The 13,860-nt window shown below is 66.2% G+C and carries 16 protein-coding genes; 12 read left to right on the top strand and 4 right to left on the bottom strand.

Going from position 1 to position 13,860, the window contains the following annotated elements; all coding sequences use genetic code 11:
* Positions 1 to 7 precede the first annotated feature (7 nt).
* The 5 genes from CAL18_RS18770 to CAL18_RS18750 all read left to right on the top strand — a co-directional run bounded on the left by CAL18_RS18770 (position 8) and on the right by CAL18_RS18750 (position 5,029).
* A complete protein-coding gene (locus CAL18_RS18770) occupies positions 8 to 808 on the top strand; it encodes a phosphodiesterase (protein ID WP_094818505.1) in 801 nt (266 codons plus the stop codon).
* 143 nt (positions 809 to 951) lie between these two features.
* Positions 952 to 2,028, top strand: coding sequence for an ABC transporter ATP-binding protein (locus CAL18_RS18765; protein ID WP_094818567.1), 1,077 nt, complete (start codon positions 952 to 954; stop codon positions 2,026 to 2,028).
* 10 nt (positions 2,029 to 2,038) lie between these two features.
* Positions 2,039 to 3,334 carry an ABC transporter substrate-binding protein gene (locus CAL18_RS18760; RefSeq protein ID WP_026640624.1) on the top strand — a complete coding sequence of 432 codons (1,296 nt, stop codon included), beginning with the start codon at positions 2,039 to 2,041 and terminating at the stop codon, positions 3,332 to 3,334.
* Positions 3,335 to 3,356: 22 nt separating this feature from the next.
* Entirely contained in the window at positions 3,357 to 4,232 is an 876-nt protein-coding gene (locus tag CAL18_RS18755) for a carbohydrate ABC transporter permease (RefSeq protein WP_094818504.1), read from the top strand.
* A complete protein-coding gene (locus tag CAL18_RS18750) occupies positions 4,229 to 5,029 on the top strand; it encodes a carbohydrate ABC transporter permease (RefSeq protein WP_026640622.1) in 801 nt (266 codons plus the stop codon). The genes CAL18_RS18755 and CAL18_RS18750 overlap by 4 nt, the downstream gene beginning before the upstream one ends.
* Before the next feature lie 15 nt (positions 5,030 to 5,044).
* On the opposite strand, the gene CAL18_RS18745 is transcribed toward CAL18_RS18750, so the two are convergent.
* Both CAL18_RS18745 and CAL18_RS18740 read right to left on the bottom strand, forming a co-directional pair.
* Positions 5,045 to 5,362 (bottom strand): hypothetical protein, encoded by a 318-nt coding sequence (locus CAL18_RS18745; protein WP_094818566.1) that lies wholly within the window; start codon positions 5,360 to 5,362, stop codon positions 5,045 to 5,047.
* An 80-nt stretch (positions 5,363 to 5,442) separates the two neighbouring features.
* Positions 5,443 to 5,796 carry a DUF1840 domain-containing protein gene (locus tag CAL18_RS18740; protein ID WP_026640620.1) on the bottom strand — a complete coding sequence of 118 codons (354 nt, stop codon included), beginning with the start codon at positions 5,794 to 5,796 and terminating at the stop codon, positions 5,443 to 5,445.
* A gap of 296 nt (positions 5,797 to 6,092) precedes the next feature.
* Here CAL18_RS18740 and argS point away from each other — a divergent pair, with 296 nt between their 5' ends.
* From argS to CAL18_RS18725, 3 genes are all read left to right on the top strand, one after another.
* Positions 6,093 to 7,778, top strand: coding sequence for an arginine--tRNA ligase (argS, locus tag CAL18_RS18735; RefSeq protein ID WP_094818503.1), 1,686 nt, complete (start codon positions 6,093 to 6,095; stop codon positions 7,776 to 7,778).
* Positions 7,779 to 7,787: 9 nt separating this feature from the next.
* Positions 7,788 to 8,432, top strand: a complete 645-nt coding sequence (locus CAL18_RS18730) for an SPOR domain-containing protein (RefSeq protein ID WP_094818502.1) — start codon at positions 7,788 to 7,790, stop codon at positions 8,430 to 8,432.
* A 77-nt stretch (positions 8,433 to 8,509) separates the two neighbouring features.
* Positions 8,510 to 9,142, top strand: coding sequence for a thiol:disulfide interchange protein DsbA/DsbL (locus CAL18_RS18725; RefSeq protein ID WP_094818501.1), 633 nt, complete (start codon positions 8,510 to 8,512; stop codon positions 9,140 to 9,142).
* Positions 9,143 to 9,214: 72 nt separating this feature from the next.
* Here the strand turns inward: CAL18_RS18725 and metC are convergent, their stop codons facing one another.
* Positions 9,215 to 10,405, bottom strand: coding sequence for a cystathionine beta-lyase (gene metC, locus CAL18_RS18720; RefSeq protein ID WP_026640616.1), 1,191 nt, complete (start codon positions 10,403 to 10,405; stop codon positions 9,215 to 9,217).
* 158 nt (positions 10,406 to 10,563) lie between these two features.
* On the opposite strand from metC, the gene CAL18_RS18715 reads away from it, so the two are divergent.
* Entirely contained in the window at positions 10,564 to 11,190 is a 627-nt protein-coding gene (locus CAL18_RS18715; protein WP_026640615.1) for a LysE family translocator, read from the top strand.
* A gap of 60 nt (positions 11,191 to 11,250) precedes the next feature.
* Here CAL18_RS18715 and CAL18_RS18710 read toward each other — a convergent pair whose 3' ends face one another.
* Entirely contained in the window at positions 11,251 to 12,309 is a 1,059-nt protein-coding gene (locus tag CAL18_RS18710; RefSeq protein ID WP_026640614.1) for an MBL fold metallo-hydrolase, read from the bottom strand.
* 74 nt (positions 12,310 to 12,383) lie between these two features.
* On the opposite strand from CAL18_RS18710, the gene CAL18_RS18705 reads away from it, so the two are divergent.
* Genes CAL18_RS18705 through CAL18_RS18695 form a run of 3 tightly spaced genes read left to right on the top strand, consistent with a single transcriptional unit; the run spans position 12,384 to position 13,782 of the window.
* Positions 12,384 to 12,767, top strand: coding sequence for a MerR family transcriptional regulator (locus CAL18_RS18705; protein ID WP_026640613.1), 384 nt, complete (start codon positions 12,384 to 12,386; stop codon positions 12,765 to 12,767).
* 41 nt (positions 12,768 to 12,808) lie between these two features.
* Positions 12,809 to 13,453 carry an FMN-binding negative transcriptional regulator gene (locus CAL18_RS18700; protein WP_094818500.1) on the top strand — a complete coding sequence of 215 codons (645 nt, stop codon included), beginning with the start codon at positions 12,809 to 12,811 and terminating at the stop codon, positions 13,451 to 13,453.
* Positions 13,450 to 13,782: a YnfA family protein gene (locus tag CAL18_RS18695; RefSeq protein WP_094797656.1), complete on the top strand. Its 333-nt coding sequence runs from the start codon at positions 13,450 to 13,452 to the stop codon at positions 13,780 to 13,782. The genes CAL18_RS18700 and CAL18_RS18695 overlap by 4 nt, the downstream gene beginning before the upstream one ends.
* The last annotated feature ends 78 nt before the right edge of the window (positions 13,783 to 13,860 follow it).

Here is a 13,860-nt window from a genome sequence, read left to right as displayed (position 1 = left end):
ACCCATCATGCTTATTGCACAGATCAGCGACCTGCACATCCGCATGCCCGGCCAGAAGGCGTACAACGTCGTCGAAACCGACAGATTCCTGCCGCCCGCCATCGACACGCTGAACCGGCTGGATCCTGCTCCGGATCTGGTGATCATCAGCGGCGACCTGACCGACTTCGGCAAGCCGCAGGAATACGCCCACCTGAAACGCATGCTCGACGCGCTGCGGCTGCCGTACTTTCTGATGCCCGGCAATCACGACGACCGCGAAGCCATGGCCGACGCGTTCACGCAGCACGCGTATCTGCGCTCGGCGCAGGGGTACTTGCAGTATGCGGTGGAAGACTACCCCTTGCGCCTGCTGATGCTCGATACCGTGGTGCCGCGCAGCAGCCATGGCACCCTGTGTGAACAACGCCTGCGATGGCTGCGCGATCGGCTGGCCGAACAACCCGGACGCCCCACGCTTATCGCCATGCATCACCCCCCGTTTGCCACCGGTATCGCCTATATGGACGCCATCGGCCTGCTCGAGGGCGCAGGCGAGCTCGAGCGCATCGTGGCGGAACATCCCAATGTCGAACGCATCCTGTGCGGGCATTTGCACCGCACCATTTTCCGCCGCTTCGGCGGCACCATCGCGTCTACCTGCCCCGGCCCCGCGCACCAGATCAACCTGGACCTGCGCCCCCACGGAACGGGAGACTTCATCATGGAGCCGCCGGGCTACCACCTGCACCAATGGCGCGACGGCGCGCTCGTGACGCATCACGCCTATATCGGCGCCTATCCGGGGCCGTATCCGTTTCACGAATAGCGCGCTGCCGGCCGCACCCGCAGACGGCGCGCCCGTGACACGACCATGTCATGGTTGCACCGCAAAATGAAAAGGATTTCATTTGCCGCCAGAATGAGGCCTGCGCCACCACTCGTTACACACCGCCACAATACGCCCCGATCATGTCCACGCTTATTCTCGAAGACCTGACCAAACAGTACGGAGACGCCGCCGCCATACAGGGCGTGGGTTTTACCGCGCCGGCCGGCAGTTTCACGGTACTGCTGGGGCCATCCGGCTGCGGCAAATCGACGACCCTGCGCATGATCGCGGGGCTGGATACGCCCACGTCCGGCCGCATTCTTATCGGCGACCGCGACGTCACGCACCTGCCGCCCTCGCAGCGGCGCATCTCGATGGTGTTCCAGTCGTATGCCCTGTTTCCGCACCTGACGGTGCGCGAGAACATTCTGTTCGGCCTGAAGGTGCGCAAAGAGCCGGCGGCCGACTACCCCCGCCGCCTGCAACGCGTGGCCGACCTGCTGGGCCTGACGGCCTTGCTGGACCGCAAGCCGTCGCAGTTGTCGGGCGGTCAGCAGCAGCGGGTGGCGCTGGGCCGCGCGGTCATTTCCGAAGCCCCGGTATGCCTGATGGACGAGCCGCTTTCCAATCTGGACGCGCAGCTGCGGCACGACATGCGGCGCGAGATCCGCGGCCTGCAACAGGCCTTGGGCATCACCATGGTGTATGTCACGCACGACCAGACCGAGGCCATGAGCATGGCCGACCAGGTGGTGTTGCTGCGCAATGGCCGCATCGAGCAGCTGGACACGCCCGACGGTCTGTACGCGCGCCCGGCCACGGAGTTCGCGGCGCGCTTTATCGGCACGCCCCCCATGAACCTGCTCGACCTGGGCGACCATGGCGGGCAGCGCGTTGTCGCCGGCGCCGAGGGCCCGCCGGTGCCGCAGGCCCCCGCGGCAGCGGCGCGCCTGGGCGTGCGCCCGGAGCATATCGTCATCGGTGAAGACGGACACGCCGCGACCATCGAAAGCGTCGAGTACTTCGGCGCCGATTCCATCGTGGTGTGCCGCATCGGCAGCAGCCGCGGCGTCGCGGTACGCGTGGGCGGGCACTTGCGCGCAAATGCCGGCGACACGCTGCGCCTGTCGTGGCTGCCCGAACACCAGCATTTCTTCGCCGCCGACACGGCGGTTATTCCCAACCCCGGGCGCCCCGGCGCCGACCTTTCTTTGTAGGAAAGCCATCATGCGACGCACCGCTCTCAAAGCCCTGGCAGCCGCCCTGGCCGGCGCCTTTTTCTCGTTGCCCCTGCATGCGCAGAACAAGCCGGTAGAAGTCGAGTTCTACTACCCGGTGGCAGTGGGTGGGCCCATCACCAAGATCGTCGACGACATGGTCGCCGACTTCGAGAAAGAAAATCCCGATATCGACATCAAGCCCATCTATGCGGGCTCGTACCAGGACTCGATCGCCAAGGCGCTTACCGCGCTCAAGGGCGGCACGCCGCCGCAGCTGGCCGTGCTGTTGTCCACCGACATGTTCACGCTGATCGACGAAGACGCCATCGTGCCCATCGACAGCCTCACCAAGACCGACGCCGACAAGCAATGGCTGGGCGGCTTCTACGACGCATTCATGCAGAACAGCCGCACCGGCGGCCACGTCTGGGGCGTGCCGTTCCAGCGCTCGACCATCGTGATGTACTACAACAAAGACCTGTTCAAAGAAGCAGGCCTGGATCCGGAGCGCGCGCCCGCCACCTGGGACGAGCTGGTCGAATACGGCAAGAAGCTCACCAAGAAAGACGCCTCCGGCAACGTGACGCAATGGGGCATCAAGATTCCCTCCGGAGGCGCGTTCGCCTACTGGCTGTTCCAGGCCCTGACCACGCCCAACGACGCCATCCTGATGAACGAGGAAGGCAACGAGGTTTACCTGGACAAGCCCGCGGTGATCGAGGCCGCGCAGTTCTGGCACGACCTGGCGGCCAAGCACGGCGTGATGCCGCGCGGCACCATCGACTGGGGCACCACGCCCAAGGACTTCCTGGAAAAGAAGGCGGCCATTGTCTGGACCACCACGGGCAACCTGACCAATATCCGCAAGAATGCCGACTTTCCGTTCGGGGTGGCAATGATGCCCAAGGCCAAGCGGGGCGGCAGCCCCACCGGCGGCGGCAACTTCTACATTTTCAAGAGCGGCACGCCCGAGCAGCAGGCGGCCGCGCTGAAATTCGCCAAATGGACCACCGCACCCGAACGCGCCGCCGACTGGAGCATCGCCACGGGCTATGTCGCCGTCACCCCGGCCGCATGGGAAACCGAAAAGATGAAGAAGTACGCCGCCGAAGTCCCGGCTGCCACCGTGGCGCGCGACCAGCTCGAAGTCAGCGTGGCCGAGTTCTCCACCCATGAGAACCAACGCGTGACCAAAGCCCTGAACGATGGCCTGCAAGCCATGCTGACCGGCGCGAAGACGCCGCAGCAGGCCATGGCCGATGCGCAACGCGAAGCCGATCGCGTACTGCGCGCTTACCGCTGAACCGCCAACCAGGAGCCGCCGCGTGAACAGATCCATGCAGGCAATTTATGGCTGGCTGTTGCTGTTGCCCGCCCTGGTGCTGCTGGCCGCGTTCACGCACTACCCGGCAGTGGCCACGGTGTGGCACAGCTTCTTTTCCACCCCGCGCGGCAACCGCCCGGCGCGCTTCGTGGGGCTGGAAAACTATGCGCTGATGCGCGACGACCCGGTGTTCTGGCAGGCGTTATGGAACAACCTGTGGTTCGTGCTCGTCACCATTCCGCTGTCCATCATCATCGCGCTGGCCATGGCGCTGTGGGTCAACAGCAACCTGGCGGGCCGGGGCTTCCTGCGCATGGCCTACTTCACCCCCACCGTGCTGCCCATGGTCGCGGTGGCCAATATCTGGCTGTTCTTCTATACCCCGCAGTATGGCCTGATCGCGCAGGTGATGCAGTGGTTCGGCTCGGCCGGCTACAACTGGCTGGGCAGCCGCGACACGGCACTGCCCGCGCTGATGGTCGTCACCATCTGGAAGGAAGCCGGGTTCTTCATGATTTTCTACCTGGCCGCGCTGCAGACCATTTCGCCTTCGTTGCGCGAAGCGGCCCTGCTTGAAGGCGCATCGCGCTGGCAATACTTCCGGCGCGTGCTCTGGCCGCTGCTGATGCCCACCACGCTGTTCGTACTGGTAAACGCCCTGATCAACGCCTTCCGCCTTGTCGACCACGTGGTGGTCATGACGCGCGGCGGGCCCGATAACGCCAGCACGCTCTTGCTGTTCTATATCTATCAAGTGGGCTTCAGCTTCTGGGATACCTCGTATGCGGCCACGCTGACTGTCGTGCTGCTGCTGATACTGGCCATCACCGCGCTGGTGAAATTCCGCTGGCTCGACCGCAGGACACACTACCAATGACGCGCAAGCTCGATACCCTGGGCGCCTGGCTGCTGGGCCTGTTGTGGATACTGCCGCTGGCCTATGCCGTGTGGGCGGCCTTCCACCCGCCGGCATATGCCACCCGTTTCGACCTGCTGGCGCCGCTGACGCTCGAAAACTTCACGCGAGCCTGGCAGGCCGCGCCGTTTCCGCGCTATTTCCTGAATACCTTCATCCTGGTCACCATGGTGCTGGCCGCCCAACTGGTGCTGTCCACGCTGGCCGGATACGCGTTCGCGCGCTTTGAGTTCCGTGGCCGCGACTTCGTCTTTATGCTGGTGCTGCTGCAGCTGATGATCATGCCCGACGTGCTGCTGGTCGAGAACTACCGCTCGATGAGCCTGCTGGGCGTGCGCGACACCATCTTCGCGGTGGGGCTGCCATACTTCGCCTCGGCGTTCGGCATTTTCCTGTTGCGGCAAACCTTCAAGACCGTGCCGCGCGAGCTCGAAGAGGCCGCACGCGTCGAAGGCGCGGGCCCGCTGCAGGTGCTGCTGAAGGTATACGTGCCCCTGGCCAAGCCCATCTACATCGCCTATGGCCTGGTGTCTGTCAGCCACCACTGGAACAACTTCCTGTGGCCGCTCATCATTACCAATTCGGTGGAATCGCGCCCGCTGACGGTGGGACTGCAGGTGTTCTCGGCCACCGACCAGGGCATCGACTGGTCGGTCATCACGGCAGCCACGCTGCTGTCGGCCGCGCCCCTGCTGCTGGGGTTCTTGCTGTTCCAGCGGCAGTTCGTGCAGTCGTTCATGCGCGCCGGCATCCGCTAGCCGCGCGCGCCCCGTTCAGTAGCCGACCGACAGGCCGGGCAGGTCGACGATGATGCGCGGCTTGTCCAGCGCCAGGGCGGCATGCCGGGCGAACTCGCGGCTTTCCTTGGCGTCCGACGACAAGACGTCATACCCCAGCGCATCGGCCACGCCCATGATCTTGTCCAGCAGCAATACCTTGCCGCTGGGCCGCAGGGGCTCGCAGCCCAGCGTGTCCCAGGCGGCCTCGAACCAGTCGCGCGCATCGCTGGCGGCCTGCGGCGTGGGCGTGACATCCACGGCAAGGTCGACGGAGCGGCGGTCGTCGAAGATGATCGTTACATCGCTGCGCATGAAATGCTCCATTGCAAGAGAGCGCCAGTATGCCGGTACGACCTGCCGCAGACTGTCAGGGGTGCGACATTGCCGGCAGCCTACCAGCCCCGCGTGGCTTCCCAGGTGACGTCGGCGCCCTCGTCCAGCGAACGGCGCATCATGTCCAGCAGCGGATACGCCCGCTGGTGCAGTTCGACATGCTGCGCTATGGGGTGCACCGGCGGCTCGTCCGGGTCCTCTTTTTCGTCGGTGTCGCCGGCACGGGCGCGCTCGTCCGCATGGATGGCGGCCTCGATGCCCGCAATGGCGGCGGGAAGCTGTTCGCGGGTGAACACGCCGCGCTCGGGAATCTCGTCTCTGATGGATTTGCCGGCCGCTCGCAGCAGGGGGGCGGCGTTCTGCGACAGCATCAGGACCTCGGCAGCCGCCTTGGAATGGAATTTGATAAGCATCGCTGGCTCCTGAAATGGGTACTGTCCATACACTACCGCAATGCGCGGGCCGGCGCTATGGCGCAATGTAATCGCGCCGCGCCCCCAGGCAAGGGCTCGACGGGCGCGGCAAACCTCGCCCAGGGCAAGGGAAAGCGCCCAAATCACGCTATGATCTAGGATATTCCTGTGTTTAGCAGGGTTTCGATTCGCACGCTTTCGTCACATGGCGCATGGCCACGGCCGGTCGCCGCGGCAGCGGGGCAGGCTGGCCTGCCTGGTGCTGCCGATACTCCAGAACCTTCAGCAGATTCCCCATGCTCCCCGAGCAACAACAACAACTGATTTCGCTGCTCCAGGCCGCCGTCGCGCGCGTCCTGCCCGACGTCCAGGCCACGGTGCTGCTCGAGCGCCCCAAGATCGCCGCGCACGGCGACGTGGCCACCAACATCGCCATGCAGCTGGCCAAGCCGGCGCGCCGCAACCCTCGCGAACTGGCGCAGTCCATCGTCGACGCCCTGATGGCCGAAACAGCGGCCCGCGCGCTCGTTGAAAGCGCCGAGATCGCCGGCCCCGGCTTCATCAATTTCCGCATCACCACGGCAGCCCGCCAGGCGGTCATCCAGGCCGTGGCGGCGCAGGGCGAAGCCTATGGCCGCGCGGCGCCCAATGGCGAAAAGGTGCTGGTCGAGTTCGTATCGGCCAACCCCACCGGCCCGCTGCACGTGGGGCATGCGCGCCAGGCCGCCCTGGGCGACGCTATCTGCCGCCTGTACGAGGCCACCGGGTGGGACGTCACCCGCGAGTTCTACTACAACGACGCCGGCAACCAGATCCACAACCTGGCCATCAGCGTGCAGGCGCGCGCCCGCGGCATCGGGCCCGATTCGCCCGATTATCCGGCCGACGGCTACAAGGGCGACTACATCGCCGACATCGCCCAGGACTTCCTCGCCGGCAAGACGCTGCAGGCCGCCGACGGCGCGGCCGTCACGGCCAGCGGCAATGTCGACAACCTGGATGACATCCGCGTGTTCGCTGTGGCTTACCTGCGCCGCGAGCAAGACCTCGATCTGCAGGCCTTCGGCCTGGCGTTCGACAACTACTACCTGGAAAGCTCGCTGTATACGTCGGGCCGCGTCGAACAGACCGTCCAGGCGCTGATCGACAGCGGCCACACATACGAGCAGGACGGCGCGCTCTGGCTGCGCACGACCGAACTCGGCACCGGCGACGACAAAGACCGCGTCATGCGCAAAAGCGAAGGCGGCTACACGTATTTCGTGCCCGACGTCGCCTACCACAAGGCCAAATGGGAACGCGGCTTTCACCGCGCCGTGAACATCCAGGGCAGCGACCACCACGGCACCGTGGCGCGCGTGCGGGCCGGCCTGCAGGCGCTGGGCGTGGGCATCCCTGCCGATTACCCCGCGTACGTGCTGCACAAAATGGTAAAGGTCACGCGCGGCGGCGAAGAGGTCAAGATCTCAAAACGCGCCGGCAGTTACGTCACCCTGCGCGACCTGATCGACTGGGTGGGCCGCGATGCAGTGCGGTACTTCCTGATTCAGCGCAGGGCCGATACCGAATTCGTGTTCGACATCGACCTCGCGCTGTCCAAGAGCGACGAAAACCCGGTGTACTACATCCAGTATGCGCACGCCCGCATATGCTCGATGATCGCCCAGTCGGGCGCCGACGAGGCCGGCATCGCGCAGGCCGACGCCGCGTTCCTGACGGCGCCCACCGAATTTGCGCTGATGCAGCGGTTGGCCGGGTTCCCGCAGGTGGTGGCGCAAGCCGCCCAAGAACTGGCGCCGCACCACATAGCGTTCTGGCTGCGCGATTGCGCATCCGACTTCCACGCCTGGTACAACGCCGAGCGCGTGCTGGTCGATGACGAACCCCTGAAGCTGGCCCGCCTGCGCCTGGCCGCCACCACCCGGCAGGTGCTGGCCAACGGCCTGGCGCTGCTGGGCGTGTCGGCGCCGCAACGGATGTAAGCTGCGCCCATGGCCACCAAACGCAAATCATCCCGGCAGCCCCGGCAAGGCGGCAGCACGCTGTACGGCGCCCTGGCCGGGCTGCTGATCGGCCTGGTCATCGCGGCCATCGTGGCGTTCTACGTCACCAAGGCGCCCATGCCGTTCGTCGACCGCGCCACGCGCGACACGTCCCGCACCCAGACCCCCACCGACCCTCGCCAGGCGCCCGACCCCAACCTGGGCCTGTATGGCCGCGACGGCGCTGCCGGCACGCCCCCCAGCGGCCCCACGGCCACGGCGCCGGCCCCGCTGCCGGGCGTGCAGCCGACTCCGCCCGCCCCGGCGCAGGGCCCATCCGACGAATTGGGCGCGCTGATCGCCACCCTGCCGCCCGGCGGGGCGCCGTCCGAAGCGCCCCCGGCGCGTGCGGCGACGCCGGCCTCGGGCAAGTATTTTCTGCAGGCAGGCGCATTCCGCGTGCTCGAAGATGCCGAGGCCCTGAAAGCGCGCATCCTGCTGCTGGGGTTGCCAGTGGCGGTGCAGCGCGCCGAGGTCAACGGCATGCAGGTCAACCGCGTGCGGGTCGGGCCCTTTGCGCGGCTCGACGACATGAATCGCGCCCGCAGCAGGCTGGGCGAAAACAAGATCGAATCGGACGTGGTGCGCCAATAGCGCGACCCCGGGCCGATTGAACTTATGCCCTACGCGGCTGGTCTGTAACCGTAACTCTTCACTCAGGAACACGCCCGATGCAGTTTTCCACGCTTACCCGTCTTGCCGCCGCCGCCGCGCTGGCCGCATCCACGCTGTTCGCGCCGGCCAGCCAGGCCCAGGGCGCGCAGCCCTACGTGGCCATCAACCCGCCGCTGCCTTCGGATACCCCGGGCAAGGTCGAAGTGCTCGAGTTCTTTGCCTACACATGCCCGCACTGCGCCACCATGGAGCCCCTGGTCCACGAATGGGCCAAGACGGCGCCGTCCGACGTCGTGCTCAAGCAGGTTCCCGTGGCGTTCAATGCCGGCATGAAGCCGCTGCAGCAGCTGTACTACACGCTGCAGACGCTCAACCGCCCCGACCTGCATGCCAAGGTATTTACCGCCATGCACGTCGAGCGCAAGCGTATGTTCGATAAAAATGCCATGGGCGACTGGGCGGCCGAGCAGGGCGTGGACCGCGCCAAGTTCGACTCGGTGTTTGACTCGTTCAGCGTGCAGACCCAGGTGCAGCGCGCCGACCAGCTGGCCCAGGCCTACAACATCGACGGCACGCCGGCCTTCGGCGTGGGCGGCAAGTTCCTGACGTCGCCCGCACTGGCCGGCAACAGCTACCAGGGCGCGCTGCAACAAGTCGACAAGCTCATCCCCATGGCGCGTCAGCAGTAAGCGCACATCCCGGTGTGTGGCGCCCACAGGCGCCGCCGCCACCCCTGCGCCCGCCAGCCGCTCAACGGCCTTTCAAGCTGCCGCTTCCAGCGCCTGCTTCAGATCGGCGATAAGGTCGCGCGGGTCTTCCAGGCCGATGTGCAGGCGTACCAGGGCGTCGTCTGCGCCCGTCCAGTACTGGTGGCGCGCCAGTTCGCCGCGCGTTACCCACTGCACCAGGCTTTCGAAGCCGCCCCACGAAAACCCGATGCCGAACAGGCGCAACGCGTCGACGAAGCGGCGCGACGCCTGGGGCGTCATGCGCAACTGCACCGCCAGCATGCCGTTGGACCCGGTGCAGTCGCGTTGCCACAGCGCGTGGCCCGGGTCGCCCGGCCAGGCAGGGTGATAGATGCGCGCTACCTCGGGCCGCGTGGACAGGAATTCGCACACCTGCAAGGCGTGGCGGGCGTGTTGCGCCATGCGGATGGGCAGGGTGCGCACCCCGCGCAGGGCCAGCCAGGCGTCGTCGGCGCTGACGGAATATCCCATGGCGTACTGGGTGCGGTTCAGGCGCTGCGCGATGGCCGCGTCGTTGGTTACCACGGCGCCCAGCATCAGGTCGGAATGGCCGCCCACATACTTGGTGCCTGCCACGACCGACACCTGCGCGCCCAGGGCCAGCGGACGATAGATATAGCCCGACCCCCAGGTGTTGTCGCACGCCAGCACCAGGCCGTGGCGGCGCGCGAACCCGGACAGCGCAGGCAGATCGAGCATCTGGAACAACAGCGATCCGGGCGATTCCACATACACCAGCCGCGTGTTGGGGCGCACCAGCGATTCCAGGTCGTCGCCGGCCGAGAAATACGTCAGCTCGATGTTCATGCGCTTGAGCAGCGCCTCGTCCAGCTCATACACGGGCCCGTACACGCAGTCCGCCACCAGCGCGTGGTCGCCCGCCGACAGCAGCGACGTCATTACCATCGTGATGCCGGCCAGCCCCGAAGACGCCAGATACGCGTGCGTACCGCCCTCGAGTTCGCAGAACACCTGTTCCAGCGCCGCGTGGGTATCCATGCCCATGCGGCCGTAGGTCGCCGCGCGCTGTCCGCCTGCCTTGCGGCGCTGGACGGTCTCGAGCGCGTCGAGGTTCTTGAAGCGCACGGTGCTGGCGCGCATGGATGGCAGATTGACCGGCGCGGAGCCGGTTTGCGAATCAAACGCCGCGGTGGCGGTGTGCTGCAGCAGCGTGTCGATATGCACGTCGGAATCTTTGGACATGGAGCGGGGGCAACGGCAAGAAGTAGCGAAGACCCCGATATTAGGAGATTCGGCGCCGATCCGAAAACACGCGCGTTGCCATGCGCGCGCCTGGCGCAGTACGCTTGAAGCCCTTATCAATGCGCGCGTGGCGGCGCCCACACTGCCATCGGACGTCTATGCTGCCCTTCGACACGCTGCTCGCCTTCTTTGGTATCGCCGTACTGCTGGCCCTGGCGCCCGGCCCCGACAACCTGTTCGTCCTGATGCAGTCGGCCTTGTGGGGCCGGCGCGCGGGTCTGTTCGTGGTGCTGGGCCTGTGCACGGGCCTGCTCGGCCATACCGCCGCCGTAGCGGCAGGGCTGGCGGCGATGTTTGCCGCATCGCCCATGGCGTTCACCGCCATGAAGCTGGCGGGTGCGGCCTACCTGGCCTACCTGGCGTGGCAGGCGCTGCGCGACCCGGGCACCGCCGCACAATCGGAACGGCCGCCGGCGTTGTCGCGCGGCGCGCTGTATCGGCGCGGCATCATCATGAACCTGACCAACCCCAAGGTGCTGCTGTTTTTCTTTGCCTTTCTGCCGCAGTTCGTGGCCCCCGCGCATGGGCCCGTGGGCCTGCAGATCGTGGTGCTGGGGGCGGTGTTCATGCTGGCCACCTTGCTGGTGTTCGGCGCCATCGCGTTTTTCTCGGGCGCCTTCGGGCAACTGTTGCAACGCTCGCCAACGGCGTCGCGCTGGCTCAATCGCCTGGCGGGCATGGTTTTCCTGGGCCTGGCGGTGCGGCTGGCCACTGCCAGCCGCTAGCCGCTCATCGAGCGATGGCCGCAAACCCGGGCGTCCCGCCGCACGCCCGCACGCAATGGTTCAGTTTGCCGTAAACCGCACGATTCCGTCGTCCCCTTCCTGCCGCGCCACCTTGCCCTCGAAATACAGCGCATGCAGGTGGGCCAGCGCCTCGCCCATGGCGAAGGTCAGCTGGTGCAGGTCGAGCTTGCGCTTGAACAACACCGGCACGATGTCGGCCGTGGATTGGGGCGCGGCACAGGCCTGCAGCACCTCGCTCAGCCTATCCGCATGATGCTGGTGCTGCTGTGCGATGCGCTCGTGCAAGCCACGGAAAGGCCGCCCATGCGAGGGCAGCACCAGCGTATCCGCGGGCAAATGGTTGTAGCGATCCAGCGAACTCAAATACAGCGGCAGGGGGTTGGCATCGGGTTCGTAGTCGAACACGCTGATATTCGTGGAGATGCGCGGCAAGACCATGTCGCCCGAGATCAGCGTGGCAAGGCTCGGACTGAACAGCGACAGGTGCTCGGGCGCGTGCCCGTACCCCACGATCACCTGCCAGGGTCGCCCGCCGATCACCACCTCGTCGCCATGCAGCAGCCGCGTATAGCGCGCCGGCATGGAGGGCACCAGGTCCGGGTAGTAGCCGGCCCGGCGGCGGATCTGTTCCTGGGCTTCCGGATCGGTCAGGCCATGCCTGGCAAAATGCTCGACCGCCGCCTGCCCGTTGGGCCCCGAGCCATCGCGGCGCGACGTCCACAACGTGGCCACCATGAAGTCCGTCATGCTCATCCATAGCTCGGCGTCCCATCGGTCGCACAGCCAGTGCGCCAGCCCCACGTGGTCGGGGTGCATGTGCGTCACGATCACGCGCAGCACGGGCAGCCCGTCGAGCTCATTGGCGAAGATCTGCTCCCACAGCGTCTTGACCTGATCGCGGCTGATACCGCAGTCCACGATGGTCCAGCCCTGACGGCCGTCGATCTCGTCGCGCAAGAGCCAGAGGTTGATGTGGTCCAGCGCGAAAGGCAGCGGCATGCGTATCCATTTCACGCCGTCCGCCACCCGCTGGGCGACGCCAGGTTCAGGCTGCACATCGCCCCAGGGATACTGCAATTGATGCTCGTTGGGATTCATGTAGTGTCTCGGATGGGCTTGACGATTGGTCTGGACCATCATAATTTACGTTTACGTAAACTGCCAAACCTCGCATGCCCTCCACCTGGACGATTTCCGAACTCGCGCGCGAGTTCGATATCACGCCTCGCACCATCCGCTTCTATGAAGACCAGGGCATCGTCAGCCCGGCTCGCGATGGCCGCAACCGCGTGTACAGCTCGCGCGACCGCACCCGGTTGAAACTGGCGCTGCGTGGCAAGCGGCTGGGCTTTCAGCTGTCGGAAATCCGCGACCTCATCGACATGTATGACGGGCCGGGCGACAGCGTGTTGCAATTAAGGCAATATCTCGACGTGCTGGCCCGGCATCGCGCCGCGCTCGAACAGCAGCGCCGCGATATTGAAGACACGCTGTCCGAAATCGACGCACAAGAGCGGCAATGCCGGCAATTGCTGGCGCAGCACTCCACGCCCTGAGCGCGACCTGCCGGCTTGGGGCGGCAAGGAACCGACCACCTATGTATCTGCCTCACCACTTCGAAGAATCCCGGCCGGCCGTGCTGCATGCGCTGATGCGCGCGCGCCCGCTTGCCACATTGGTCATGGGCGATGGCAACGGCGGCTTCGACGCCAACCATATTCCGTTTTTGCTGGACGCCGCCACGGGCGCCCATGGCGTGCTGCGCGGCCACGTGGCGCGGGCCAACCCGCTATGGAAGCAGGCCGGCGCCGGCGCACCGGCCCTGGCCATCTTCCAGGGCGACGATGCCTATATCTCGCCGTCGTGGTATCCCACCAAGCGCGAGCATGGCAAGGCGGTGCCCACCTGGAACTACGTGGTGGTGCACGCCCGGGGCACGCTGCGGGCCATCGACGATGCCGCCTGGCTGCGCGGCTTGCTGGACACCCTCACGGCAGAACACGAAGCCGGCATGCCGCAGCCATGGTCGGTCGGCGACGCCCCGCCAGACTACCTCGACAAAATGGTGGCGGCCGTGGTGGGCATCGAGCTGCATATCGAGCAGCTCGTGGGTAAATGGAAAGTCAGCCAGAACCAGCCGGGCGCCAACCGGGCGGGCGCCGCCCGGGGGCTGCGCGAACATGGGCAGCACGGCGGCGCCGGCATGGCGAGCCTGGTTGCCGGCTACCCCGAGACGTCATGACGCTGCCTCAGATCCTGGGGCTATTCGCGCTGACCGCCGTGGCCGAGATCGTCGGATGTTATCTGCCATACCTGTGGCTGAAGCAGGGATATTCCGCCTGGCTGCTGGTTCCGGCGGCGGCCAGCCTGGCCCTGTTCGCCTGGTTGCTCACGCTGCACCCGACGGCCGCCGGCCGGGTCTATGCGGCGTATGGCGGTGTCTACGTCAGCATGGCGTTGCTGTGGCTATGGGCGGTAGACGGCGTCAGACCCAGCATTACCGATCTTGCCGGCGTGGGCCTGTGCCTGGCTGGCATGGCGCTCATCATGGCCGGGCCGGCCCGCAGCTGATCTGCGTCCGCCCGTAGCGCCGCGCCACGGTTCGCCCGCGCGAATACGCTAGGGAAAACCCGCCTCTACTTTACGTTT

Origin of the sequence: Bordetella genomosp. 7 (assembly GCF_002261415.1) — a bacterium.
In the GTDB taxonomy this organism is placed as follows: Bacteria; Pseudomonadota; Gammaproteobacteria; order Burkholderiales; family Burkholderiaceae_B; genus Bordetella_A.
Note: the sequence above shows the minus strand (reverse complement) of the source record. Positions and strands in the feature narration are given on the sequence as shown.